Source organism: Nocardioides agri, assembly GCF_013778305.1.
GTDB lineage: Bacteria > Actinomycetota > Actinomycetes > Propionibacteriales > Nocardioidaceae > Nocardioides > Nocardioides agri.
In genome coordinates, this window is record NZ_JACEIC010000001.1 from 344,025 (window position 1) to 368,087 (window position 24,063).

General features: G+C 72.3%; 25 protein-coding genes. 18 read left to right on the forward strand and 7 right to left on the reverse strand.

What is annotated here, in order from left to right; all coding sequences use genetic code 11:
• Position 1: 1 nt before the first annotated feature.
• Entirely contained in the window at positions 2-1,318 is a 1,317-nt protein-coding gene (locus tag HZF07_RS01830; protein WP_309504251.1) for a D-arabinono-1,4-lactone oxidase, read from the reverse strand.
• Entirely contained in the window at positions 1,315-2,532 is a 1,218-nt protein-coding gene (locus HZF07_RS23610; protein WP_157346538.1) for an MFS transporter, read from the reverse strand. The genes HZF07_RS01830 and HZF07_RS23610 overlap by 4 nt, the downstream gene beginning before the upstream one ends.
• A gap of 68 nt (positions 2,533-2,600) precedes the next feature.
• Here HZF07_RS23610 and HZF07_RS01840 point away from each other — a divergent pair, with 68 nt between their 5' ends.
• The 3 genes from HZF07_RS01840 (at position 2,601) to HZF07_RS01850 (ending at position 4,976) form a co-directional block, all read left to right on the forward strand.
• Positions 2,601-3,689 (forward strand): ferrochelatase, encoded by a 1,089-nt coding sequence (locus HZF07_RS01840; RefSeq protein WP_157346540.1) that lies wholly within the window; start codon positions 2,601-2,603, stop codon positions 3,687-3,689.
• A complete protein-coding gene (locus HZF07_RS01845) occupies positions 3,686-4,507 on the forward strand; it encodes an inositol monophosphatase family protein (RefSeq protein WP_181644648.1) in 822 nt (273 codons plus the stop codon). Before HZF07_RS01840 ends, HZF07_RS01845 begins: the two co-directional genes overlap by 4 nt.
• A gap of 178 nt (positions 4,508-4,685) precedes the next feature.
• Complete coding sequence (locus HZF07_RS01850) at positions 4,686-4,976, forward strand: DUF4193 domain-containing protein (protein ID WP_157346542.1); 291 nt, start codon at positions 4,686-4,688, stop codon at positions 4,974-4,976.
• Between the two features lie 73 nt (positions 4,977-5,049).
• Here HZF07_RS01850 and HZF07_RS01855 read toward each other — a convergent pair whose 3' ends face one another.
• Together HZF07_RS01855 and HZF07_RS01860 are read right to left on the reverse strand one after the other, a co-directional pair.
• Positions 5,050-5,346, reverse strand: a complete 297-nt coding sequence (locus tag HZF07_RS01855) for a DUF4235 domain-containing protein (RefSeq protein ID WP_157346544.1) — start codon at positions 5,344-5,346, stop codon at positions 5,050-5,052.
• A gap of 34 nt (positions 5,347-5,380) precedes the next feature.
• Positions 5,381-5,848 (reverse strand): DUF3093 domain-containing protein, encoded by a 468-nt coding sequence (locus HZF07_RS01860; RefSeq protein WP_181644649.1) that lies wholly within the window; start codon positions 5,846-5,848, stop codon positions 5,381-5,383.
• A gap of 53 nt (positions 5,849-5,901) precedes the next feature.
• Between HZF07_RS01860 and dut the strand changes: the two genes are divergently transcribed.
• The 5 genes from dut to HZF07_RS01885 are packed head-to-tail and all read left to right on the forward strand — an operon-like array spanning position 5,902 to position 8,967.
• Positions 5,902-6,381: a dUTP diphosphatase gene (dut, locus tag HZF07_RS01865; RefSeq protein ID WP_181644650.1), complete on the forward strand. Its 480-nt coding sequence runs from the start codon at positions 5,902-5,904 to the stop codon at positions 6,379-6,381.
• 7 nt (positions 6,382-6,388) lie between these two features.
• Positions 6,389-7,051, forward strand: coding sequence for a DUF3710 domain-containing protein (locus HZF07_RS01870; protein ID WP_181644651.1), 663 nt, complete (start codon positions 6,389-6,391; stop codon positions 7,049-7,051).
• Positions 7,052-7,054: 3 nt separating this feature from the next.
• On the forward strand, positions 7,055-7,417 hold the full coding sequence (locus tag HZF07_RS01875) for an OB-fold nucleic acid binding domain-containing protein (RefSeq protein ID WP_157346546.1): 363 nt from the start codon (positions 7,055-7,057) through the stop codon (positions 7,415-7,417).
• The gene (locus HZF07_RS01880; protein ID WP_309504254.1) at positions 7,414-8,151 is read left to right on the forward strand and encodes a DUF3159 domain-containing protein; all 738 of its coding nucleotides are present in this window, start codon (positions 7,414-7,416) and stop codon (positions 8,149-8,151) included. The genes HZF07_RS01875 and HZF07_RS01880 overlap by 4 nt, the downstream gene beginning before the upstream one ends.
• A 51-nt stretch (positions 8,152-8,202) precedes the next feature.
• Positions 8,203-8,967, forward strand: coding sequence for a collagen-like protein (locus HZF07_RS01885; protein WP_220131818.1), 765 nt, complete (start codon positions 8,203-8,205; stop codon positions 8,965-8,967).
• Between the two features lies 1 nt (position 8,968).
• On the opposite strand, the gene HZF07_RS01890 is transcribed toward HZF07_RS01885, so the two are convergent.
• Both HZF07_RS01890 and HZF07_RS01895 read right to left on the reverse strand, forming a co-directional pair.
• Entirely contained in the window at positions 8,969-9,640 is a 672-nt protein-coding gene (locus tag HZF07_RS01890; RefSeq protein WP_157346548.1) for a potassium channel family protein, read from the reverse strand.
• Positions 9,641-9,646: 6 nt separating this feature from the next.
• Entirely contained in the window at positions 9,647-10,309 is a 663-nt protein-coding gene (locus HZF07_RS01895; protein ID WP_181644652.1) for a potassium channel family protein, read from the reverse strand.
• A gap of 80 nt (positions 10,310-10,389) precedes the next feature.
• On the opposite strand from HZF07_RS01895, the gene HZF07_RS01900 reads away from it, so the two are divergent.
• The 5 genes from HZF07_RS01900 to HZF07_RS01920 all read left to right on the forward strand — a co-directional run bounded on the left by HZF07_RS01900 (position 10,390) and on the right by HZF07_RS01920 (position 17,609).
• Complete coding sequence (locus HZF07_RS01900; RefSeq protein ID WP_181644653.1) at positions 10,390-12,441, forward strand: APC family permease; 2,052 nt, start codon at positions 10,390-10,392, stop codon at positions 12,439-12,441.
• Positions 12,438-13,556 carry a class I SAM-dependent RNA methyltransferase gene (locus tag HZF07_RS01905; RefSeq protein WP_157346550.1) on the forward strand — a complete coding sequence of 373 codons (1,119 nt, stop codon included), beginning with the start codon at positions 12,438-12,440 and terminating at the stop codon, positions 13,554-13,556. The genes HZF07_RS01900 and HZF07_RS01905 overlap by 4 nt, the downstream gene beginning before the upstream one ends.
• Before the next feature lie 213 nt (positions 13,557-13,769).
• The gene (locus HZF07_RS01910; RefSeq protein ID WP_157346552.1) at positions 13,770-16,589 is read left to right on the forward strand and encodes an aconitate hydratase; all 2,820 of its coding nucleotides are present in this window, start codon (positions 13,770-13,772) and stop codon (positions 16,587-16,589) included.
• A gap of 82 nt (positions 16,590-16,671) precedes the next feature.
• The gene (locus HZF07_RS01915) at positions 16,672-16,971 is read left to right on the forward strand and encodes an MTH1187 family thiamine-binding protein (RefSeq protein WP_157346554.1); all 300 of its coding nucleotides are present in this window, start codon (positions 16,672-16,674) and stop codon (positions 16,969-16,971) included.
• Positions 16,968-17,609, forward strand: a complete 642-nt coding sequence (locus HZF07_RS01920) for a DUF3105 domain-containing protein (RefSeq protein ID WP_157346556.1) — start codon at positions 16,968-16,970, stop codon at positions 17,607-17,609. The genes HZF07_RS01915 and HZF07_RS01920 overlap by 4 nt, the downstream gene beginning before the upstream one ends.
• Before the next feature lie 2 nt (positions 17,610-17,611).
• Here HZF07_RS01920 and HZF07_RS01925 read toward each other — a convergent pair whose 3' ends face one another.
• Positions 17,612-18,391: a GNAT family N-acetyltransferase gene (locus HZF07_RS01925; protein WP_181644654.1), complete on the reverse strand. Its 780-nt coding sequence runs from the start codon at positions 18,389-18,391 to the stop codon at positions 17,612-17,614.
• Between the two features lie 36 nt (positions 18,392-18,427).
• On the opposite strand from HZF07_RS01925, the gene HZF07_RS01930 reads away from it, so the two are divergent.
• The 5 genes from HZF07_RS01930 (at position 18,428) to HZF07_RS01950 (ending at position 24,054) form a co-directional block, all read left to right on the forward strand.
• Positions 18,428-18,832 (forward strand): YjbQ family protein, encoded by a 405-nt coding sequence (locus HZF07_RS01930; protein ID WP_181644655.1) that lies wholly within the window; start codon positions 18,428-18,430, stop codon positions 18,830-18,832.
• 1 nt (position 18,833) lies between these two features.
• Entirely contained in the window at positions 18,834-19,400 is a 567-nt protein-coding gene (locus HZF07_RS01935) for a GNAT family N-acetyltransferase (protein WP_198346520.1), read from the forward strand.
• Between the two features lie 73 nt (positions 19,401-19,473).
• Complete coding sequence (locus HZF07_RS01940; protein WP_157346558.1) at positions 19,474-21,084, forward strand: peroxidase family protein; 1,611 nt, start codon at positions 19,474-19,476, stop codon at positions 21,082-21,084.
• 91 nt (positions 21,085-21,175) lie between these two features.
• Positions 21,176-23,329 (forward strand): MMPL family transporter, encoded by a 2,154-nt coding sequence (locus HZF07_RS01945; protein WP_181644656.1) that lies wholly within the window; start codon positions 21,176-21,178, stop codon positions 23,327-23,329.
• Between the two features lie 2 nt (positions 23,330-23,331).
• Positions 23,332-24,054 (forward strand): hemerythrin domain-containing protein, encoded by a 723-nt coding sequence (locus HZF07_RS01950; protein WP_157346560.1) that lies wholly within the window; start codon positions 23,332-23,334, stop codon positions 24,052-24,054.
• Positions 24,055-24,063: the final 9 nt, after the last annotated feature.

The following is a 24,063-nucleotide window of genomic DNA, read 5'->3' on the forward strand; positions in this document are numbered from 1 at the left end:
GTCAGTCGCCCAGCACCCGCCGCAGGTAGCGGTTGGCGAACACCCGGTCGGGGTCCAGACGGTCTCGCAACGTCAGGAACTCGGCGAACCGGGGGTACGCCGGCGCTAGGTCCGCCGCGGACCGGGTGTGCACCTTGCCCCAGTGCGGGCGCCCGTCGTGGGCACGCATGATCGGCTCGAGGAGCTTGAAGTACTCGAGGTGGTCGGCGTCCACGTGGGTGTGGAAGGCGAGGTACAGGGAGTCACGCCCGGTCGAGGTCGACAGGGGGATGTCGTCGGACGGCGTCACCCGGATCTCGACCGGGAACGTGATGTTGAGGTCGGACGCGTCGATCGCCGCCCGGGCCTCGCGCAGCGCGGCGAGGCCGGCCTCGCGCGGGACGGCGTACTCCATCTCGCGGAAGCGGACCGTGCGCGGCGCGGTGAAGACCTTGTGCGCGGCGTCGCTGTAGGAGCGGGCCGACAGCATCCGGCTGGAGACCTGGTTGAACCGGCGGATCGTGCCGGGGAAGCGGTTGGTGACCCGGTTGAGGCCGCCGAACAGCTTGTTGGACAGGAACTCGTCGTCCCACCAGTAGCGCAGCCGCGACAGCGGCTCGGCCTCGGAGACCGGGATGTCGAGCCGGTCGTTGGTCTTGGTGAGCATGCGGTCGGTGTGCGGGAACCAGTAGGTGTCGACGTGGTGGTGGTCGGCCACCCGCTGGTCGAAGCCGTCGAGCGCCTCGTCCCAGCTCATCGGCGTCTCGTTGGCCTCCAGGACGAAGAGCGGCTCGACCCGGAACGTCAGTGTCGTGAGCACGCCCAGCGCGCCGAGGCCGACCCGGCCGAACTCGAGGACGTCGGCGTTCTCGGCCTCCGTCGCGGTGACGACCTCACCGGTGCCGGTGACCAGCTGCAGCCCGCAGATCTGCGCGGAGAGCGACGCGGCGATCCCGCCGGTGCCGTGCGTGCCGGTCGAGGTGGCGCCGGCGAGCGTCTGCTCGGCGATGTCACCCATGTTGTGCAGGCTCAGCCCCATCCGCTCCAGCTCGGCGTTGAGCACCTTGAGCTGGGTGCCGGCCAGCGCCGTGACCGTCATCGCGTCGCGGTCGACGGACAGGATGCCGCCGAGCCGCGACGGCCTCAGCATGGTGTGCTCGGGCGCGGAGATCGCGGTGAAGCTGTGGCCGGTGCCGACCATCTTCACCGTGCTGCCCTCGGCGCGGGCCCGCTCGACGGCGGCCACGATCGCGGCCGTGTCCGCCGGCTCCTCGACCCGCTCGGGGCGCGCCGACTCCAGCTTGGACCAGTTCACCCACGCGGCGTTGCTCACAGTCACGGCGCGATAGTAGACCCGTGAGTAACTTGGCTCACACCGGCCCCTGACCGGGGGAGCGCCTGGGCGGCGAGCGCCGCCACGAGGCCGGCGCCGACCGAGACCAGGTAGGCCGCCGAGGCCCCCTGGTGGTCGACGACCACGCCGCTCAGCGTGGCTCCGGGCGCGACCCCGGCGACCAGGCCGGTCTGCATGATGGCCATGCCCTCCGTCAGCCGGCCACCGGGCACCACGGCCTCGGTCAGCGACATCGACGCGATCATCGTGGGCGCGATCGCGAAGCCGGCGACGAACAGCGCGACGCCCATCACCGGAAGCGATCCGACGAAGTAGAGGGGCGTCATGGCGCAGGCCATCGCGAAGGCTCCCCAGCGCACCCGGTGAGCAGGTCCGCGGCGCCAGTGCACGGCGCCGGTGATGACTCCGGAGGCCAGGCTGCCGAACGCCCACAGCGCGAGCAGCCCGCCGGACACCGCCTTGTGCCCCTGCTCGTCGGCGAAGGCGACCGTCGTGACCTCCGCCGCGCCGAAGAGGACGCCGAGTGCCGCGCAGACGACCGCCAGCGGGACCACCGCCCGCCACGGCATCTGCGGGCGGGGGCCGTCGGTGCTGTGCTGCGGGTGCGCGGGCGGCTCGGTCGCGCGCTGGGCGCAGAACGCGAGGGTGCCGACCACGCAGGCGACGACGGCGACCGCGATGCCGGCGACCGGGTGCCAGGCGGTCGCGAGCAGGGCGACGAGGATCGGCCCGAGGATGAAGACCGCCTCGTCGAGCACCGCCTCGAGCGCGAACGCCGTCTGCACGTCGGCGGGCTGGGCGAGCGCGTGGGACCAGCGGGCGCGCACCGCCGAGCCGACCTGGGGGAGCAGCGCGCCGCCGGCGGCGGCGAAGGCGTAGGTCGTCAGCGTCGGCCAGTCGGCCTGCACGGAGACGACGAGCAGCGAGATCGCGAGGCCGAAACCGATGCTGGCGGCCGCGAGCACCCGCCCCTGGCCGAGCCGGTCGAGCAGGCGACCCTGCAGGATCGCGAAGCTCGCGTTGGCGATCATGTACGCCGCCGAGATCGCGCCGGCGACGCCGTACGAGCCGGTGGCCGCCGAGACCAGCAGCACGATGCCGAGACCGACCATCGAGATCGGCAGCCGGGCCACCAGGCCGGTCATCGAGAACCTCAGCGCACCGGGCTCAGCAAGGATCCTGCGGTACGACGTGAGCACCTCTCGACGCTATCGGTGGCGCACGACCCCGGACGAATCGTTATCGGCGCCTTCCTAGGATGGCGGGCATGACCCCCGACGCCAGCCCGTACGACGCCGTCCTGCTGGTCTCGTTCGGGGGACCGGAGAAGCCCGAGGACGTCGTCCCGTTCCTGGAGAACGTCACCCGCGGACGCGGCATCCCGCGCGAGCGGCTCGAGGAGGTCGGGCAGCACTACTACGGCTTCGGGGGCCGCTCGCCGATCAACGACCAGAACCGGGCGTTCCTGGCGGCCCTGCGCGAGGACCTCGCGAGCGCCGGCGTCGACCTGCCGGTCTACTGGGGCAACCGCAACTGGGACCCCTACCTGACCGACACGGTCCGGCAGATGGCGGCCGACGGGATCACCCGGGCCGCGTGCTTCGTGACCAGCGCCTACTCGTCGTACTCGTCGTGCCGCCAGTACCGCGAGAACCTCTTCGACGCGGCCGCGGCGGTCGAGGGCGCACCCGTGCTGGACAAGCTGCGCCTCTACTTCAACCACCCCGGCTTCGTGGAGCCCGCCGTCGACGCGACGCTCGCGGCGCTCGCCGAGCTGCCCGAGCACGCCCGCGAGGGCGCCCACCTGACGTTCGTCACGCACTCGATCCCGGAGACGATGAACGCGGGGAGCGGTCCCGAGGGCGGCGCGTACGCCGACCAGCACCTCTCGGTCGTCGCGGAGGTCGTCGAGCGGGTGCGCCAGGAGACCGGCGCCCGGCACCCGCACGCGCTCGTCTACTGCTCCCGCTCCGGCGCGCCGCACATCCCGTGGCTCGAGCCCGACGTCAACGACCACCTCGAGCAGCTGCACGACGACGGCGCCACCGGCGTCGTGATGGTGCCGATCGGCTTCGTCTCCGACCACATGGAGGTCGTCTACGACCTCGACACGGAGGCACTGGCGACGGCCGAGCGCCTCGGGCTGCCTGCCGCCCGCGCCGCGACCGCAGGCCTCGACCCGCGCTTCGTCGCCACCGTCCGCGACCTGCTGCTCGAGCGGGCGGCCGTCGAGCGCGGTGAGGACGTCGCACGGGCGAGCGTCGGCCGCTGGCCGGCGTGCTGGGACCGGTGCGCCGCCCACTGCTGCCCCAACCCGCGCGAGGACCGGCCGGCGCTCTCGCAGGTCGGCTCGTGACCGCCGCGTCGCCGCGCGAGCTGGCCGACCTCGCCCTGGTGACCGCCCGGGCGGCCGCCGAGCTGGTCCGTGAGCGCGCCCGCGGCCACGTCACCGTGGCGGCCACGAAGTCCAGCGACGTCGACGTCGTGACCGAGGCCGACCGAGCCAGCGAGGCGCTGATCCGCGCGCACCTGTCCGCGGCCCGCCCGGGCGACGGGTTCCTGGGCGAGGAGGGCGACGACGTGCCCAGCAGCACCGGCGTGCGCTGGATCGTCGACCCGATCGACGGCACCGTGAACTTCCTCTACGGCATCCCGCAGTACGCCGTCTCGATCGCCGCCGAGGTCGACGGGGTCGTGGTCGCCGGCGTGGTGCTCGACGTCGCGCGCGACGCGGCCTACGTCGGCCACCTCGCGGGTGAGGACCACCCGGCGAGCGTCACTCGCGACGGCGAGGCGATCGCCGTCCGCGGGCCGGTGCCGATGGCGCTGAGGCTCGTCGCGACCGGCTTCTCCTACGACCGGCGGATCCGGGGGCTCCAGGCCGAGGCCGTCACCCGGCTGCTGCCGCAGGTGCGCGACGTCCGCCGGCTCGGCTCCTGCGCCCTCGACCTCTGCCTGGTCGCCGACGGCCGGATGGACGCCTACGTCGAGGAGGGCGTCAACCTCTGGGACCACGCAGCGGCCGGTCTGATCGCCCGGCTTGCCGGCGCGCGTACCGTCGTGGCGACGGGGATCGGGGGGCTGGACCTGATGATCTGTGCCCCCGCTCACGGCTTCGACGAGGTGTTTCGGGTGGTCCGGGCGGTCGGGTTCTCACCCGATTCGGGGGAATAGCGGCCCGTCACCAGATGTTCACGCTCGGCAGCGCCTTTCGGGTGTGCCTTTTGGATCGTTCATGGTGCACAATCTGGCGCCGACCCAGTGGGTGTCCGGCTGGGTCGAAACGAGACGTGTTGAGCGAATGAGGATGAGGTGCCTTGCCCAGAAGGCGCCTCGTGGAGTGGAGAGACAGATGGCGACCGACTACGACGCACCGCGCAAGACCGAGGAAGACCAGTCCGAGGAGAGCATCGAGGAGCTGAAGGCTCGTCGGCACGACAAGAACTCCGGCAAGGTCGACGAGGACGAGGCGGAGGCGGCTGAGTCGTTCGAGCTCCCGGGTGCGGACCTGTCGCACGAGGAGCTCGCCGTCGAGGTGAAGCCCAAGCAGGACGACGAGTTCACCTGCATGAGCTGCTTCCTCGTGCACCACCGCAGCCAGCTGGCCGACGCGAAGAAGATGATCTGCAAGGACTGCGTCTGACCGCAGTCGACACAGAAGGGCCGTGATCCGAGGGATCACGGCCCTTCTGCATGCCCAGCTGGTGTCGGCGGGCTCAGGGGCGCTGACCGTCCCGGGCCAGCTCGGCCGGCAGGTGGCCGGTCGAGCGGAAGTAGTAGGACGCCGCCCGACGCTGCGCGAGCATCCGGGCCAGGCCGACGGCCATGCCGGTGACGAGGGCGAAGGCCACGGCCTCGGGCAGGTCGACGTCGGGGTCGGCCGGGTTCTCCGGTGGCTTCCTGCCGGTCGCGACGGTCCAGCTGGTGTCGACCGCCTTCTTCGCCAACGCGACGGCGGTCAGGCCTGCCGCGACCGAGAACGCCGACCAGATCTTCGAGGAACCTTCAGCCATGGCCGCACAGTACCCAGCCCGGCCCGGCGGCCGTTCAGTGGCGCACGGACTCCCGGAGCGCGGTCAGCGCGGCGGCCAGCTCCTCGGGCTGCCGCGTGGCGACCAGCCAGTACGGCGCGGGGTCGGCGGGATCGGTGATCTCCACCTTGACCGCGCGCTTCAGGTAGGGGCGCAGCACGAGGTAGGCCCGCGCGTCGGCGCCGGGGCCGGCGGTCCAGCGGGCCTCGTCGGCGTCGAGGGCGGTCGCCACACCGAGGAACTGGCCGTGGATGTGCGCCCGGCCGGCCCGGAACGTGGCGCCGTCGACCCGGAGCCGGGCGTTGCCGTAGCTCCACAGCCCGACGCCGAGCAGCGCCAGCGCGATCGCGGTCACGACCCACGCGACCGCGCCGGGCACGGCGACGACCACGGCGAGCCAGAGGGTCGCCACCAGCATCGTCCCCTGCACCCACCAGCGGAAGGGGACGCCCAGGCGCTCGTCGTAGGTCGGGGTCGTGCTCACGGGACAGATCCTGTCACTGGCCCCTCCCGGCGGTGCCGATAGGGTCCGGCGACGTGACCGACGACGCGCGCCCGACCGACCTGCAGGTGCTGGTGCAGCGCCTCGACCCCGCCCTGCCGCTGCCGGCGTACGCGCACCCCGGCGACGCGGGCGCCGACCTGCTCACCACGGTCGACGTCGACCTCGCGCCCGGTGAGCGCGTGCTGGTGCCGACCGGGATCGCGCTCGCGCTGCCCGACGGGTACGTCGCCCTCGTGCACCCGCGGTCCGGGCTCGCCGCCCGCCACGGGCTGTCGATCGTGAACACCCCGGGCACCATCGACGCCGGCTACCGGGGCGAGGTCAAGGTGCTCCTCATCAACCACGACCCGCGCGAGTCGATCCGGCTCCGCCGCGGCGACCGGGTCGCCCAGCTGGTGATCCAGCGGTTCGAGCGGGCCGGGTTCGTCGAGGTCGGCGAACTCCCCGAGTCGGTGCGTGGGGCCGGGGGCTACGGTTCTACCGGAGGATTCCACCGAGAAGTCAGTGAGTAGGTCGCACGTGAAGTTCCGCCGCAAGTCCGAGCCTGCCGGTACCCCGGCCGACGAGCTCACCGCCGAGGACTCCGACACCGTCGAGCCGATCGCGCCCGAGGCGCTGGCCAGCGGCCCGTGGGACGTCGACGACTTCCCGGGCAGCCTCGACGACGGCAGGGAGCGCGTCGACCTCGGTGCGCTCGTGCTCACCGTGACCGCGGGCCTCGACGTGCGGCTCCAGGTCGACGAGGCGACCGAGCGGGTCCAGTCGGTGCTGGTCGCCGGCCCCGAGGGCGCCGTCGAGCTGCGGGTCTTCGCGGCGCCCCGCCACGGCGACCTGTGGGGCGACGTGCGTCCGCGGATCGCCTCGGAGTACGCCCAGCGCGGCGGCACCGCGACCGAGCACGACGGCCGCTACGGCCGAGAGCTGCTCTGTCAGCTGACCGTCCGCACCGAGGACGGGCGCACCGCCACCCAGCCCTCGCGCGTGGTCGGCATCAACGGTCCGCGCTGGATGCTGCGGGCCACGCTGCTCGGCCGTCCGGCCGTCGAGCCGCACACCGCCGGCCCGTGGGACGACGTGATCGCGTCGACCGTCGTACGCCGGGGCGCCCAGGCCATGCCGGTCGGCTCCGAGCTCCCGCTGACGCTGCCGCCGCGGGACAAGCTCGAGCGGCGGGAGTCCTGACCCATGCCTGGCAAGAGCCGGCTGCGGCGCACGATCAGCCGGTGGGCCAACGCCACCGAGCAGCATGACCGCGACCTGCGGCGTACCCACCGCGACAAGGGCTACCAGCAGATCGGCGCGGCCCCGGACCGGGAGCAGGTGCGGCTGCGCGGCACCCTCAAGACCGTCACGCTGCGCCCGCGCGGCGGCGTGCCCGCGCTCGAGGCCGAGCTCACCGACGGCACGGGCAAGCTGATCGTGGTGTGGCTGGGCCGGCGGCAGATCACCGGGATCGTCCCCGGCCGCTCGATCGCCGTGCAGGGCCGCATCGGCGTGCACGACGGCGACCGGATCCTCTACAACCCGCGCTACGAGCTGCTGTCGTGACGCCGCACCCCGAGGCCGGTCACGAGGCGGACGTCGAGACGGTCGAGGCCCTCGTCCGCACCCAGCTCGCCAAGGCCCTCGGCGGCCGGCGCGGCATGGTCGAGGCCGCGGTCCCGACCATCGTCTTCACCGTCCTGTGGCTGACCACCCGTGAGCTACAGCTCGCGCTGGCCGTCAGCATCGGCGCGGCCGTGCTGCTGCTGGTCGCGCGGATCGTGCAGCGCTCGACCGTGCAGTACTGCGTCAACGCGATCTTCGGCATCGGCATCGGATGGGTGTTCGTCACGATCTCCGCGCGCCAGGGTGGCAGCGCCGACGACCAGGCGCTGGCGTACTTCCTGCCCGGCATCATCTACAACGCCGGCTACTCCCTGGTCCTCGCGCTCACCTGCCTGGTCGGCTGGCCGCTGGTCGGCTTCATGGTCGGCAGCGTCACCGGCGACGTCACGGCCTGGCACCACGACAAGCAGGTCGTCCGCCTCTGCGCCATCCTCACCTGGCTGCTGGCGATCCCGTGCGTGATCCGGGTGCTGGTGCAGGCGCCGATCTGGTTCGGCGGCAGGTCCGGCGCGATCGACGCGGACTCCGCGGTCGCCGCGCTCGGCATCCTGAAGATCGGCCTCGGCTGGCCGCTCCAGCTGCTCGCCCTGCTGGCGATGGCGTGGGTGCTGTCGCGCAACCACACGCCGATGACGGCCTCGACGCTGCCCGCACGGCCCGAGTCGTCCGACTGAGGCGGTGCATTCACCCGCGAGAGGCGGACGGCTCGGTCTAGCCTCACCCGCGTGCTGATCAACTACATCCGCCGCCACCACGTCGGGTTCCTGGCGCTGGTCGTCGCGATGGGCGGGACGTCGTACGCCGCCGTGCAGCTGCCCAGGAACAGCGTGGGCAGCCACCAGATCCGGGCCAACGCCGTCACCGAGAAGAAGCTCGCCAAGAAGGTCCGCCAGCGGCTCGAGGCGGCCGGCGTACCGGGTCCCGCCGGTCCCGCAGGTGCTGCCGGTGCCCAGGGAGCCCCGGGAGCCCCGGGCGCGCAGGGCCTGCAGGGCCCGCAGGGCCCGCAGGGGGACAAGGGCGCGCAGGGGGACAAGGGCATCCCGGGCGTCCAGGGCATCCAGGGCGCCCAGGGCGTCCAGGGCATCCAGGGCGTTCCCGGGCCGACGTCGGGAGGTGTCGGGGGCATCAACACCGACATCGCCCTCCCCGCGGGCGTGCCGGTCGCGAGCGCGACCACGGTCACCCTCGCCCAGACGGGGAAGGTGCTCGTGCTGATCACCGGCACCTTCAGCGTCACCTGCAGCTCCGCGGGCGCGTGCACGCGGCAGATCACCGCTCAGGTCGGTGGGACCACTGTGCCCGGAGCGTTCGGCTTGATCGTCGGATCGGCGGGCCAGGCGGCCACCGGCACCCTCAGCATCGCCGGGATCCTCACCAACGTCCCGGCCGGCACCCATTCCGTGACGATCGCGAGCCGGATCGGGACCGGCGCGTCGACCGGCTCGAGCAATCAGGGCGACGTGAGGATCGTCGCGGTGGCACTCGGGTAGGTCAGCCCCCGTGGGCTGAGGGCGCGAGCAGGCGCTCGAGGTTCTCCTCGACGTCGGCCGGGGCGACGAACAGCAGCTCGTCGCCCGCCTCCACGGGCTGCTCCGCGCTGGGCACGTAGACCTGGCCGTCGCGCAGGATCGTCACGAGGGCGCAGTTCTCGGGGAAGGGGATCAGCCCCGACGGGGTGCCGACGTACGGCGAGTCCGCGGGCAGGGTCATCTCGACCAGGTTGGCGTTGCCCTGACGGAACGTGAACAGCCGCACCAGGTCGCCGACCGAGACGGCCTCCTCGACCAGCGCCGACATGATCCGCGGGGTGGAGACGTTGACGTCGACGCCCCAGGCCTCGGTGAACAGCCACTCGTTGTTGGGGTGGTTGACCCGGCCGACGGTGCGCGGCACGCCGAACTCGGTCTTGGCGAGCAGCGACGTCACCAGGTTGACCTTGTCGTCACCGGTGGCCGCGATGACCACGTCGCACCGGTCGAGCCGTGCCTCCTCGAGCGAGGACAGCTCGCAGGAGTCGGCGAGCAGCCACTCGGCGTCGGGCACCCGCTCGGGGCGGATCGACTCGGGGTTCTTGTCGATCAGCAGCACCTGGTGGCCGTTGTGGATGAGCTCGCGGGCGATGGAGCGCCCGACGGCGCCCGCTCCGGCGATGGCGACTCGCATCTGTCCTCAGCTCTCGTCCGGGCCGGATTCGAAGACGTCGTACGCGCGGGCGGCGTTGTCCTCGCGCAGGGCGACGTGCAGCACGTCGCCCTCCTGGATGACGCTCTCGCGGGTGGGCAGCATGCCCTCGCCGAGGCGGTCGATCCAGGCGATCCGGCAGCGGGTCTGCGTCTGGAAGTCGACGGTGCGGTGCCCGATCCACTTCTGCGGGGCGGGCAGCTGATCGACGCGGATCGTGCCGGACGGGTCGCGGAAGTCCGGCTCGGCGCCGGCCGGCAGCAGCCGGCGCAGCACCTGGTCGGAGGTCCACTTCACGGTGGCGACGGTCGTGATGCCGAGCCGCTGGTAGACCTCGGCGCGGCCGGGGTCGTAGATGCGGGCGACGACCTGCTGGATGCCGAAGGACTCCCGCGCGACCCGCGCCGCGATGATGTTGGAGTTGTCGCCGCTGGACACGGCCGCGAACGCGTCGGCGCGCCGGATCCCGGCCTTCTCGAGGACCTCCTGGTCGAAGCCCTGACCGGTGACCTTGTCGCCGTTGAAGCTCGGACCGAGGCGGCGGAACGCGTCGGGGTCGGCGTCGATGATCGACACCGTGTGGTTGCGGTCCTCGAGGCTGCGGGCCAGCGTCGAGCCGACTCGCCCGCAACCCATGATCACGACGTGCACGCCGCAGACGCTACCGCAGGCGCGCCGTACTTCCGCGGGTGCTGCGCCGGACACCGTCCGGTGGGTCTAGCCTTCCGGACGTGGGTATCGGCGACGTCTCGAAGCGCGTCCTCCTGGGCCGCAAGCTGCGCAGCTCGCAACTGGGCGAGACGCTGCTGCCCAAGCGGATCGCGCTGCCGGTGTTCGCCAGTGACGCGCTGTCGTCCGTCGCCTACGCACCCGACGAGATCTTCATCATGCTCTCGCTGGCCGGCGCGTCGGCGTACGTCTGGTCGTGGAAGATCGGCATCGCCGTCGCGCTGGTGATGATCGCGGTCGTCGCGTCCTACCGCCAGACCGTGCACGCCTACCCCAGTGGCGGCGGCGACTACGAGGTCGCGACCGTCAACCTCGGGCGCACGGCGGGCACGACCGTCGCGAGCGCGCTCCTCGTCGACTACGTGCTGACGGTGGCGGTCTCGATCTCGTCGGGCGCGCAGTACGCCGCGTCCGCGATCCCGAGCCTGTCGGGGCACGAGGTCATCGTCGCGACGGTCGCCGTGGTGCTGCTGATGTCGATGAACCTGCGCGGCATCAGGGAGTCCGGCTCGTTCTTCGCGATCCCCACCTACGCCTTCATGGTCGCCATCCTCGGCATGGCGCTGTTCGGCCTCTACCGGCTGGCGATGGGCGACCTGCCCGAGGTCGAGAGCGCGGCGTTCACGATGGAGGTCGAGCCGGGCTACGGCGACTCGATGACGACGTTCGCGCTGCTCTTCCTGCTGGCCCGCGCGTTCTCGTCCGGCTGTGCGGCCCTGACCGGCGTCGAGGCGATCTCCAACGGCGTGCCGGCGTTCCGGCGGCCGAAGAGCCGCAACGCGGCCACCACGCTGCTGCTGCTCGCCCTGATCGCGGTCACGATGATGCTGAGCATCATCGTCCTGGCCAACCAGATGGGCCTGCAGATGGTCGACCCCGACGACCTCGAGCGGCTCACGGTCAACGGCGCGCCGCTGCCCGCCGGCTACGACCAGCACACCGCGATCTCGCAGATCGCCGACGCGCTCTTCCAGGACTTCCGGCTCGGCTTCTACTTCGTCGTCACGGTCACCGGCATCATCCTGGTGCTCGCCGCCAACACGGCCTTCAACGGATTCCCGGTGCTCGGCTCGATCCTCGCCAAGGACGGCTACGCGCCGCGGGCGCTCGGCTCGCGCGGTGACCGGCTCGCCTACAGCAACGGCATCCTCTTCCTGGCGGTGATGGCCATCGTGCTGATCGTCGCGTTCGACGCCGAGCCGACGCGCCTGATCCAGCTCTACATCGTCGGCGTCTTCGTGTCGTTCAACCTCAGCCAGCTCGGCATGATCCGCCACTGGACCCGGCACCTGAGGTCCGAGCGCGACCCCGCCGTACGCCGGAAGATGTACCAGTCGCGGATCATCAACGCGATCGGCCTGAGCATGACGGCGGTCGTGCTGGTGATCGTGCTCATCACCAAGTTCTTCGCCGGCGCCTGGATCACGATCCTCGCGATGATCGTCTTCTTCCTGATCATGCGCGGCATCCACAAGCACTACGAGAGCGTCAACGAGGAGCTCGCCGCCGACGAGGAGGACAAGGTGATGCCCACGCGGGTGCACGCCATCGTCCTGGTCTCCAAGCTGCACAAGCCCACGCTCCGGGCGCTCGCCTTCGCGAAGGCCACGCGGCCCAACGTGCTCGAGGGCGTCTACGTGTCCACCGACGCCGCCGCCACCGCCCGGCTCCTCGAGGAGTGGGACGACCGCAACATAGACGTGCCCCTCAAGGTGCTGCACTCGCCCTACCGCGAGCTGGTGCGACCGATCGTCGAGTACGCCACCGAGATCCGGCAGGCCAACCCGCGTGGGGTGGTGTCGGTCTACATCCCCGAGTACGTCGTGGGCCGGTGGTGGGAGCAGCTGCTCCACAACCAGACGGCGCTGCGCCTGAAGGGCCGGCTGCTCTTCACGCCGGGCGTGATGGTCACGTCGGTGCCCTACCAGCTGCGCTCCTCCGAGCTCGTGCTCGACCGCGAGGACCAGAGCGGCTTCTGGGTGCGGCCGACCGACCTGCGTGAGGGCGGCGGGCGCAACCCGAGCAACCGCTCCAACCGCCAGATCCAGCGATGACCGCGCCTCGTCGGCCGGCGCGCCGCCCGCGGGCGCGGACGCCGAAGGGGCGGTCCCGGGTCGGCGAGCGGTTCGAGGCCGTGGTCGGGCCGGTCGCGCACGGCGGCCACTGCGTCGTCCGGCTGCCCGAGCCCGAGAGCCGGGTCGTCTTCGTCCGGCACGCGCTGCCGGGGGAGCGGGTGCTCCTCGAGATCACCGAGGGCACCGAGGGCGACCGCTTCTGGCGCGGCGACGCCGTCGAGGTGCTCGAGGCGTCCCCTGACCGCGTCGCCGCGCCCTGCCCCTACGCCGGGCCGGGGCGCTGCGGCGGCTGCGACTTCCAGCACGTGACGCTGCCCCGGCAGCGCGGCCTCAAGACCGAGGTGGTGCGCGAGCAGCTCTCCCGGCTCGCCGGCATCGCGTGGGACGGCGAGGTCGAGGCCGTGCCGGGCGACGACCACGGTCTGCGCTGGCGGACCCGGCAGCGCTACGTGCCGCTCCGCGACGGCGGCCGCGGGATGCGCAAGCACCGCTCCAACGACGTGGTGCCGATCGAGGACTGCCTGATCGAGGCGACCGAGCCGTCCGGCCACACGGCGCTCGGCCGCCACTTCGAGGTCGCCGACGACGGCTTCTGGCAGGTGCACCCCGGTGCCCCCGACGTGCTGGTGACCACCGTGCTCGAGATGCTGCGACCGCAGCCGGGGGAGTCGGCGCTCGACCTCTACGCCGGGGTCGGGCTGTTCGCGGCGTTCCTGGTGGAGGCGGTGGGGCGGTCGGGCCGGGTGGTCGCGATCGAGGGCGACGACGTCGCCTCCGCCCTGTCCGCGACGAACTGCCCCGGCGCGGAGGTGCAGGCGGGCGACGTCGCCGGTGTGCTCGACTCCGCGTTCGACGAGCCGTTCGACCTCGTGGTGCTCGACCCGCCTCGCGAGGGCGCCCGGCGGCCGGTCGTGGAGCACGTCGTCCGGCGTACGCCGCGCGCCGTCGCCTATGTCGCCTGCGACCCGGCCGCGCTCGCCCGCGACCTGGCGATCTTCGCCGAGCACGGCTACGCCCTCAGCGCGCTGCGGGCCTTCGACCTCTTCCCGATGACGCACCACGTCGAGTGCGTCGCGCTGCTGACCCGGGGCTGACCCGGGGCCGGCCCGGGCTCAGGGCAGTCCGGCCGGCAGGACGCTCGACGTGTCGGGTTTCCCAACGTCGCCCTCATCAGGTATCTTGATGTCAAGAGATATCGCCTCGCCCGGCGGGGAACCGGTTAGGGCAACCTTCCTTTTGCGGCGCTCGCGCGCGACGGCAGGATGGGGTGGCGAATTCGAGCCGATGGATCGACGACGAACCAGGAGATGACGGCTGTGGCCAGTCAGAACAGCTTCGGTGCCAAGAGCACCCTGGACGTGGACGGCAAGTCCTACGAGATCTTCCGCCTCGACGCGGTGCAGGGTGAGGGCCTCGACGTCGCGTCGCTGCCGTTCAGCCTCAAGGTCCTCCTCGAGAACCTGCTCCGCACCGAGGACGGTGCGGACATCACCGCCGACGACATCAAGGCGCTGGCCGGCTGGGACGAGTCCGCCGACCCCGACAAGGAGATCCAGTTCACGCCGGCGCGCGTGATCATGCAGGACTTCACCGGCGTCCCGTGCGTCGTCGACCTCGCCACCATGCGCGAGGCGATGGCCGACCTCGGCGGCGACCCGTCGAAGATCAACCCGCTCGCGCCCGCCGAGATGGTCATCGACCACTCCGTGATCGCCGACGTCTTCGGCACGCCCGAGGCGTTCGGGCGCAACGTCGAGATCGAGTACGAGCGCAACCGCGAGCGCTACCAGTTCCTCCGCTGGGGCCAGGGCGCCTTCGACGACTTCAAGGTCGTCCCGCCGGGCACCGGCATCGTGCACCAGGTCAACATCGAGCACCTGGCCCGCACGGTCTTCACCCGCGAGGTCGACGGCGAGCTGCTGGCCTACCCCGACACCTGCGTCGGCACCGACTCGCACACCACGATGGTCAACGGCATCGGCGTGGTGGGCTGGGGCGTCGGCGGCATCGAGGCCGAGGCCGCGATGCTCGGCCAGCCGGTGTCGATGCTGATCCCGCGCGTGGTCGGCTTCAAGCTGTCCGGCGACCTGCCGGAGGGCTCGACCGCCACCGACCTGGTGCTCACGATCACCGAGATGCTGCGCAAGCACGGCGTCGTCGGCAAGTTCGTCGAGTTCTACGGCCCGGGCGTCTCCGCGCTGCCCCTGGCCAACCGCGCCACGATCGGCAACATGAGCCCCGAGTTCGGCTCGACGATCGCGGTCTTCCCGATCGACGAGGAGACCACCAAGTACCTCGAGCTCACCGGCCGCCCCGCCGAGCAGCTCGCGCTGGTCGAGGCCTACGCCAAGGCCCAGGGCCTGTGGCACGACCCGGCCGCCGAGCCGCGCTTCTCCGAGAGGCTCGAGCTCGACCTCGCGACCGTCGTCCCGTCGATCGCCGGCCCGAAGCGTCCGCAGGACCGGATCCAGGTCACCGACGCCAAGGAGTCCTTCCGCAACTCGCTCAAGGACTACGTCGAGGGCGAGGAGGAGGACGGCTACGACGAGTCGGTCGCCGAGACCTTCCCGGCCTCGGACCCGGCCACCACCAACGGGCACGGGGAGGCCGCGCCGCCGAGCGACCACCTGTCGGCGGCACCGCGCGACGGCGGCCGCCCGAGCAGCCCGGTCGAGGTCACGCTCGAGGACGGCACGACGTTCACGCTCGACCACGGTGCGGTCGCGATCGCTGCGATCACCTCCTGCACCAACACCTCGAACCCGTCGGTGATGATCGGCGCCGCGCTCCTCGCGAAGAAGGCCGTCGAGAAGGGCCTGACCCGCAAGCCGTGGGTGAAGACGACCCTGGCGCCGGGCTCGAAGGTGGTCTCGGACTACTACGAGCGGTCCGGGCTGACGCCGTACCTCGACAAGCTCGGCTTCAACCTCGTCGGCTACGGCTGCACCACCTGCATCGGCAACTCCGGCCCGCTGATCCCCGAGGTCTCGGCCGCGGTCAACGAGAAGGACCTGTCGGTGGTCTCGGTGCTCTCGGGCAACCGCAACTTCGAGGGCCGGATCAACCCGGACGTGAAGATGAACTACCTGGCGTCCCCGCCGCTGGTCGTCGCCTACGCGCTCGCCGGCTCCATGGACGTCGACCTCTTCACCGACCCGCTGGGCCAGGACCAGGACGGCAACGACGTCTTCCTCAAGGACGTCTGGCCGTCGCCGACCGAGGTCGAGGAGACCATCGCGCAGGCGATCAACTCCGAGATGTTCGGCGACAGCTACCAGGACGTGTTCGCCGGCGACGAGACCTGGCAGTCGCTGCCGACCCCGGAGGGCAAGACCTTCGAGTGGGACCCCGAGTCGACCTACGTGCGGAAGCCCCCGTACTTCGACGGCATGCCCGACGAGCCGACCCCGGTCACCGACATCGAGGGCGCGCGCGTGCTGCTCAAGCTGGGTGACTCGGTCACGACCGACCACATCAGCCCGGCCGGTGCGATCAAGAAGGACTCGCCCGCCGGCACGTACCTCGCCGAGCACGGCGTCGAGCAGCGGGACTTCAACTCCTACGGCTCGCGGCGCGGCAACCACGAGGTGATGATCCGCGGCACGTTCGCGAACATCCGCCTGCGCAACCAGATCGCCCCGGGCACCGAGGGTGGCTTCACGCGTGACTTCACCGCCGGCGGCGAGGTCACCTCGGTCTACGACGCGTCCGTCAACTACCAGGAGGCCGGCATCCCGCTGGTCGTCCTGGCCGGCAAGGAGTACGGCTCCGGGTCGTCGCGCGACTGGGCGGCCAAGGGCACCTCGCTGCTGGGCGTGAAGGCCGTCATCGCCGAGTCCTACGAGCGCATCCACCGCTCGAACCTGATCGGCATGGGCGTCATCCCGCTGCAGTTCCCCGAGGGCCAGAACGCCGAGTCGCTGGGCCTGACCGGCGAGGAGGAGTTCTCGATCTCCGGCATCACCGAGCTCAACGAGGGCCGCACGCCCAGGACGGTGAAGGTGAAGGCCGGCGACGTGGAGTTCGACGCGGTCGTCCGCATCGACACCCCCGGCGAGGCCAACTACTACCGCAACGGCGGCATCATGCAGTACGTGCTGCGCAACCTCCGGGCCCAGTCGGCCTGACCCAGCAACGCCGACTCGGCGCATCTTGCCCGGGCAAGATGCGCCGACTCGGCATTTTCGGGGGCTCGATAGCGTTCAGCCCATGATCGTCGCGTTCAGCATCTCCCCGACCACCGGTGACGAGACCGGGAGCGTGTCCGAGGCGGTGGCCGCCGCGGTCCGGGTCGTGAAGGAGTCCGGGCTGCCCTACGAGCTGAACTCGATGTTCACCAACGTCGAGGGCGAGTGGGACGAGGTGATGGCGGTGGTGAAGCGGGCGGTCGACGCCGTCGCCGAGGTGTCCCCGCGGGTCGGGCTGGTGCTCAAGGCCGACATCCGACCCGGGTGGGACGGCCAGCTCACGGCCAAGGTCGAGCGCGTCGAGCGCCTGCTGGCCCCATGAGCGAGCTGCCTCCGCCGCCGCCGTACCCGCCGCCGGCGGTCCTCGTCTCCTCCGCCCCGACGCCGCCGCGACCCTCGCGCGGGCCGGTGATCGCGCTGGCGGTGATCGGGGTCGCGATCATCGCCTGCCTCGCCGTCGCGGTGCCGATGTTCCTCGCCGACGACCCCGTGCCGACGGACCTGCGCGCCGTGCGGTCCTACGACGACCTGGCCGTCGACCACACCGGCGAGGACGTCGACTACCCGCAGGCTCCGGCCGTCGGCGGCCCGCACGCGCCGGTCTGGCTCGACTGCGGGGTCTACGACGAGCCGGTGCGCGAGGAGAACGCGGTGCACGACCTCGAGCACGGCACGGTCTGGATCGCCTACGCCCCGGATCTGGCTGGCGACGAGGTCGAGGAGCTGGTCGACGCGCTCCCGCAGAACGGCATCCTGGCGCCGTACCCCGGCCTGGGGGCGCCCGTCGTCGTGACGGTCTGGGGCCGACAGCTCGAGCTGACCGGCGCCGACGACCCGCGGCTGCCGCTCTTCCTGCACCGGTACGGCGGCGGGGAGACCGCGCCCGAGCCCTTCGCGTCGTGCGCCGGCGGGGTCCGCGACCCCGAGGGTGGCGGCGAGGAGCCGGGCACCTCGGTCTGAGGTCAGGCCGGCGTGCGCTGCGCTTGGAGCTGCGTCTCGGTGCCCTCGAAGCCGACCGACCGGTAGATGCGGATCGCGAGGTAGCCGGGGTCCGCGACCATCACCAGCGTCGTGGCGCCGAGCTCGTCGAACCCGTAGCGGCTGACCCGGTGCACCAGGGTCCCGGCGAGGCCGCGACCGCGGGCCTCGGGATGCGTCTGCACCTGCTGGAAGCGGGCCAGACCCGGACCGGCCGCGAAGAGGCCCATCGACGACAGCATCCGGTCGCCGACGAAGGCGCCCCACCAGGCGCCGGCACCGGTCTCGGTCATCCTCCGCTCCGCGGCGACCTTCGCGACGACGAACTCCCGACCGTGCTCCTCGCCGTCGCCGGACCAGAGGTCGACCTGCTGCGCCCAGTCCGCGTCGGTCATCAGCGGCCGGTACGTCGCCTCGCGGTTCGGACGCTGCGGCTCGTGGACGGCGGTCGCGGTCATCACGGTCGACGCGTCGGTCTCGAACCCGGCTGCGGCGAACCCGGCGAGGTCGTCGATGCTCCCGTCGCTCGCGGCGACGCCGTACGCCCGGTGCCGGCACCGCGGGAACGTGCGCTCGAACCTCGCCTCCCAGTCGGCCAGCTCCCCGGCAGCCGGCGCCCGGGGGAGCAGCAGGAAGTTGCCCCAGTAGTAGTCCGGGTTGGCGGGGGTGCGGACGAGGACGTGGTCGCCGTGGTCCTCCACCTCGCTCCCGGCGAGGGCGGCGAGCGCGAGGTCGGTACGGAAGCCCAGGGAGTCGACGTCCACCGGGCGACGGTAGCGGGCCGTGGCACGATCGGGCTCGTGGATTCCGAGACGCGCTCCTACCGCACCGGCAGCAGCGAGGTCGTCCTCGACCTCACCGACGACTGCCAGGGATTCGTCGCCGGACGAGGCGACGGCCTGCTCAACGTGTTCGTCCCGCACGCCACCGCCGGCATCGCGGTGATCGAGACCGGCGCAGGGAGCGACGACGACCTGCTCGCCGCGCTCGCGGACCTGCTGCCGGCCGACGACCGCTGGCGGCACCGGCACGGGAGCCGCGGCCACGGCCGCTCGCACGTGATGCCGGCGATCGTGCCGCCGCACGCCACGCTGCCGGTGGTCGGCGGGCGGCTGGCGCTCGGCACCTGGCAGAGCGTGTGCCTCGTCGACCTCAACATCGACAACGCCGACCGCGAGGTCCGGCTGTCGTTCCTGGCAGGCTGAGGTGGACGCGGTCATCCGGCCGGCGGCGGCCGGCGACGACGCGGCGGTCGCGGGCGTGGTGGAGGCGGCGTTCGGCGCCGAGGAGGGACCGGTCGTCGCCCGCCTCGTCGGCGCGCTCGACGCGTCCGGCAGCACCCGGGCCAGCCTGGTCGCCGAGGTGGACGGCACGGTCGTCGGTCACGTGCAGCTGAGCCGGTCCTGGCTCGACGCCCGGCGGGCGCTGGTCGACGTGCTGGTGCTCAGCCCGCTGTCGGTCGCGCCGGAGCACCAGGGCCGGGGCATCGGTGCCGCCCTGCTCGCGGCTGCGGTGGCCGAGGCGGAGGCGCTCGGCGCGCCCGCGGTCTTCCTCGAGGGCGACCCGGGCTACTACAGCGGCCACGGCTGGCTCGCCGCCGGTGCCCTGGGCTTCGCGAAGCCGTCGGCGCGGATCCCCGACGCGGCGTTCCAGGTCGTGCCGCTGCCGGCGCACGAGCCCTGGATGACCGGTGCGCTCGTGTACTGCGAGCCGTTCTGGGCGCTCGACTGCGTCGGGCTGCGCGACCCGCTGCTCGCCCAGCTGGGTGGCTGAGCCGGGTCAACTGCCCGACGACATGACCTGTTCGGGTCAGGCGCCACGCCTGGGGTGGGCCTAGCGTCGCAGCATGACCGCACGCCACGGATCCGAGAGCTTCTTCATCGAGGGTGAGGGCCTGGTCAACACCCAGGTCGGCGGCCGGTCGGGCGACGAGCCCGACCCCGTCACGGACCCCGGCGCCGCCGGCCCCGTCGCCAAGCGGGCCGATGCCGCGCCGCCGTTCCGCTTCTCCCGCGTCGGCCCGCGGGGCCGCACCGTGCCCGAGCCGCTGACGCTCGCCATCGCCGACGCGATGACCAAGGGCGGGGGCGGAGTGGGCGACATCCCGGCGGGCTACACCTACCTGGGTCAGTTCATCGACCACGACCTGACGATGGACGCGACCTCGGTGGCCCTGGGCACCGACATCTCCCCGGCCGAGCTGCTGCAGGGTCGCTCGCCCACCCTCGACCTGGACTCGCTGTACGGCGCCGGCCCGGCCGACGCCGAGTCCGCGAAGTTCTACGAGCCGGACGGCGTGCACCTGCGCACCGGCGACACGATCAGGTTCGGCCCCGACCGGGCCAAGGTCGCCCACGACCTGCCGCGCGTGGGGACCGGCAACCGGAGGGCCCGCCGGAAGGCGCTCATCCCGGATCCGCGCAACGACGAGAACCTGATCGTCGCGCAGACGCACCTCGCGATGATCCGGTTCCACAACCGGGTCGCCGACAAGCTCCCGGCGGCGCTCCCGCCGGCGCAGCGCTTCCGGAGGGCCCGCCGCTCGGTGACCCTGCACTACCACTGGCTGCTGCGCCACGACTACCTGGCGCGGGTCGTCGACCCGGCGCTCGTCGACGACGTGTTCGCCAACGGGCGCAAGGTCGTGCAGCCCAACGCCGACCCCACGTCGCTGCCGACGATGCCCGTGGAGTTCTCGGTCGCGGCGTTCCGGCTCGGCCACAGCATGATCCGGCCCGTCTACGACTGGAACCGGCGGTTCCCGAAGGGCATCGGCTTCCTGGACTACATGTTCCAGTTCTCGGCCCTCGGCGGCGACCTCGGCGGCGAGGACCGGCTGATCAGCAACTGGCTCGCCGACTGGCGCCGGATGTACGACTTCCCGACGGGCGGGCACCCCGGGCTGGCCGGCCCCGACGGGTTCAACCGGGCGCAGCGGATCGACAGCCTGCTCACCGATCCGTTGAAGAACCTGCCGCCGAGCACGTTCGGCGGCGGCGCGGGCATCCCGTTCGACGACCGGCGGCGCAACCTGGCCTTCCGCAACCTCACCCGTGCCTCGATGCTCCGGCTGGCCAGCGGGCAGCAGATGGTCGCGAAGTTGCGGGCCGAAGGCGTCACGGTCCGGCCCCTCACCCGGGCGCAGATCCTCCGCGGGTCCGGCGGGGCCGACCTGTCCGGGCTCACCGCCGCGCAGAAGGACGCCGTGGTGGCGCGCACGCCACTGTGGCTGTACGTCCTCCGTGAGGCCGAGACCGGCGACGGCAGGCTGCGCGGGGTGGGTGGCCGGATCGTGGCCGAGACGTTCCACCGGGCGATGGAGGGCAGCAGGTTCTCGCTGCTGCGCAACCCCGGCTTCACCCCGGTCCACGGGCGGGGCACGACGTTCGAGATGACCGACCTGCTCTTCTTCGCGCTGGGCGGCAAGACCGGGGTCAACCCCCTCGGCGGCGCCTGAGCGCCCCTCCCAGTCAGCTCCAAGTCGGCCCCAAGTGCCGACGGTCAGAGTCAGTACACCGACCACCCTCTGACCACCCCTGGAGCACACCGTGTCCCGCATCCTGCACCGCCTCGGGTACGCCACCGCCGCCCACCCCTGGCGCACGATCTGCGCCTGGATCGCGCTCGTCGTCATCGCGTTCGGCCTCGCCGGCGCGTTCGGCGGCACCACGCGCGACGACTACGACGTCCCCGACGCCCGCGCCCAGGTCGGTGTCGACCAGCTGCGCGCCCACGTCCCCGACGGGGGCGGCGCCACCGCCCAGGTCGTCGTCCACGACCGCGAGGGCGACCCGCTGGCCGGTGCCGACCTGGACGCGCTGGTCGAGCGGCTCGCCGCCCTCGACCACGTCTCCGTCGTCAGCCCGCCGCGGCTCTCCGCGGACGGCGACACCGCCCTGGTGAGCCTGGCCTACGACGCTCCGGTCACCGAGCCCGACCTCGTCGGCGCCAAGGGCTACGACCCGCTCGAGCAGGCCATCGAGCCGCTCCGCGAGGCCGGCATCCAGGCCGAGCTCGGGGGCGAGCTCCCCGGCGGCGCCGAGTCGCAGATGACGGGGACCGGCGAGCTGGCCGGCATCATCGCCGCGCTCGTCCTGCTCGTGGTCGCGTTCGGCTCGGTCGTCGCGGCGGGCCTGCCGCTCGCGATCGCGCTGACCGGGCTCGGCGTGGGCACCGCCGGCGTCACGCTGCTCGCCGCGACCATGGACGTCTCGACCGCCGCCCCGACCGTGGCGACGATGGTGGGCCTCGGCGTCGGCATCGACTACGCGCTGCTGCTCGTCAACCGGCACGTGGAGTTCCTCCGCCAGGGCCTGGACAAGCGGGAGGCCGCTGCCCGGGCGATGGCCACGGCCGGCCGCTCGGTCGTCTTCGCCTCGCTCACCGTGCTCATCTCCCTCATGGGCCTCAAGCTCGGCGGCCTGGCCGTCTACGCGACGTTCGGCTACGCCACCGCGATCGCCGTCGTCTCCGTCCTCGCGGCGGCCCTGACGCTGGTGCCCGCCCTGTGCGGCCTCGCCGGTGGGCGGCTGCTGCCGCGCAAGGTGCGCAAGGGCGCGGCGGCACGCGTGGCCAAGACGCCGCTCACCGCCCGCTGGGCCCGCCGGGTGACCAGGCGCCCGGTCGCGTTCGGCCTGGCCGCGCTGGTGTTCCTGCTGTTCCTCGCCGCCCCGGTGCTCGGCATGCGCACCTGGCCGCAGGACGGCAGCAGCGCCAGCCCGGACACCTCCCAGCGCAAGGCCTACGACCTCATCGCGGACGAGTACGGCGCGGGTGCCAACGGCCCGTTCACGTTCGTCGTCGAGACCGGGACGGCCGACGCCGCCGCGGTGGCCGCCCAGGTCGCGGCGACCGACGGGGTCGAGGTCGTCGGCACCCCGTTCACGAGTCCCGACGGTGAGCTCGCGATCTTCGACATGGAGCCGACCTACGGCCCCTCCGACGAGCGCACCTCGGAGCTGCTGTCGGACCTGCGGGCCGAGATGCCCGAGGGTGTCGAGATCACGGGGACCACGCCGATCTTCGCCGACATCTCGGGCATGCTCTCCGAGCGGCTCTGGCTGGTGGTCGGGTTCGTGGTGTCCGTGTCGGTGCTCCTGCTCGCGATGATGTTCCGCTCGGTCGTGGTGCCGATCAAGGCCGCCGCGATGAACCTGCTGTCGATCGCGGCGTCGTACGGCGTGCTGGTGGCGATCTTCCAGTGGGGCTGGGGCGGGAGCGTGCTCGGGATCGACCACGCGGTCGCCGTCTCGAGCTGGATCCCGATCCTGAACTTCGCGATCCTCTTCGGCCTGTCGATGGACTACGAGGTGTTCCTGCTCTCCCGGATCCGTGAGGACTGGCTGCGCACCGGCGACGCCACCGGCAGCGTGGAGCGCGGCCTGGCCGCCACCGGCCGCGTGATCTCCTCGGCCGCGGCGATCATGGTCGTGGTGTTCCTCGGCTTCTCGACCGAGGCCGACACGGTGGTCAAGCAGCTGGGCCTCGGCATGGCGATCGCGATCGTCCTCGACGCCACCGTGGTCCGGATGGTCCTGGTGCCGTCGACGATGACCCTGCTCGGCCGGTGGAACTGGTGGATCCCGGCCTGGCTCGACCGGCTGCTGCCGGCGATCAGGGCCGAGGTCGACGAGACCGACGCGATCTGGGCCGAGCTCGACACCACCGACGCCCGGGCCGACGACGACAAGGTAGGTGTCTGACGATGTCCACGACGAGCAGCACCTGGCCGCGGCAGCTCCGGCTGCCCGGCCAGGTCGCGGCCCCCGACGGGCCGATCGACATGAAGATGATGTACCTGATGCACCACGCCTTCCGGCGCGACCTGGACCTCTTCGTCGCCGCGGTGCGCGCCACCCCGGCCGACGAGCGGGAGACCTGGGCGCTGCTGGCGGACCGGTGGGACACCTTCGCCGAGGCGCTCCACGAGCACCACACGGTCGAGGACGCCGGCGTCTGGCCGGCGCTCGTCTCGCTCGGCACCGCGCAGGACGTCGCCACCCTGGAGGCGATGGAGTCCGAGCACGGCGAGATCGACCCCCTCCTCGAGGGTTGCGCCGCCGGCCTCCGCCGGCTCGCCGAGCACACCGACGAGGACGCCCGGGCCGCGCTCGCCGTCCGGGTGACGGCCGCCCGGGAGTCGCTGCGGCGCCACCTCGCCCACGAGGAGACCGACGCGATCGCGATCATCCAGCGGCTGCTGAGCGCTGAGGACTGGGCGGCCATCGAGGAGGAGCACGCCAACCCCAAGGGGACGCCGCTCGCCAAGGTGGCCCGGCTGGTCCCGTGGGTCGCGTACGGCGTGCCCCGCAGCGCCCTCGACCGCGTCTTCGACGAGCCGGGCGGGCGCGGCTTCAAGGTGATCTGGTGGTGCACCCGCGGCCGGTTCGCCCGCCAGCACGCCCGGACGTTCCGCTACGCCGCCTGAGAGCGGGCA

What these genes read in the sequence shown, in the direction of transcription:
- HZF07_RS01850 (WP_157346542.1), top strand. Translation starts at nt 4,686, where the DNA reads ATGGCGACCGACTACGACGCACCGCGCAAGACCGAGGAAGACCAGTCC.
- HZF07_RS01950 (WP_157346560.1), top strand. Translation starts at nt 23,332, where the DNA reads ATGTCCACGACGAGCAGCACCTGGCCGCGGCAGCTCCGGCTGCCCGGC.
- HZF07_RS01940 (WP_157346558.1), top strand. Translation starts at nt 19,474, where the DNA reads ATGACCGCACGCCACGGATCCGAGAGCTTCTTCATCGAGGGTGAGGGC.
- HZF07_RS01910 (WP_157346552.1), top strand. Translation starts at nt 13,770, where the DNA reads ATGACGGCTGTGGCCAGTCAGAACAGCTTCGGTGCCAAGAGCACCCTG.
- HZF07_RS01920 (WP_157346556.1), top strand. Translation starts at nt 16,968, where the DNA reads ATGAGCGAGCTGCCTCCGCCGCCGCCGTACCCGCCGCCGGCGGTCCTC.
- HZF07_RS01915 (WP_157346554.1), top strand. Translation starts at nt 16,672, where the DNA reads ATGATCGTCGCGTTCAGCATCTCCCCGACCACCGGTGACGAGACCGGG.
- HZF07_RS01840 (WP_157346540.1), top strand. Translation starts at nt 2,601, where the DNA reads ATGACCCCCGACGCCAGCCCGTACGACGCCGTCCTGCTGGTCTCGTTC.
- HZF07_RS01890 (WP_157346548.1), bottom strand. Translation starts at nt 9,640, where the DNA reads ATGCGAGTCGCCATCGCCGGAGCGGGCGCCGTCGGGCGCTCCATCGCC.
- HZF07_RS01905 (WP_157346550.1), top strand. Translation starts at nt 12,438, where the DNA reads ATGACCGCGCCTCGTCGGCCGGCGCGCCGCCCGCGGGCGCGGACGCCG.
- HZF07_RS01855 (WP_157346544.1), bottom strand. Translation starts at nt 5,346, where the DNA reads ATGGCTGAAGGTTCCTCGAAGATCTGGTCGGCGTTCTCGGTCGCGGCA.
- HZF07_RS01875 (WP_157346546.1), top strand. Translation starts at nt 7,055, where the DNA reads ATGCCTGGCAAGAGCCGGCTGCGGCGCACGATCAGCCGGTGGGCCAAC.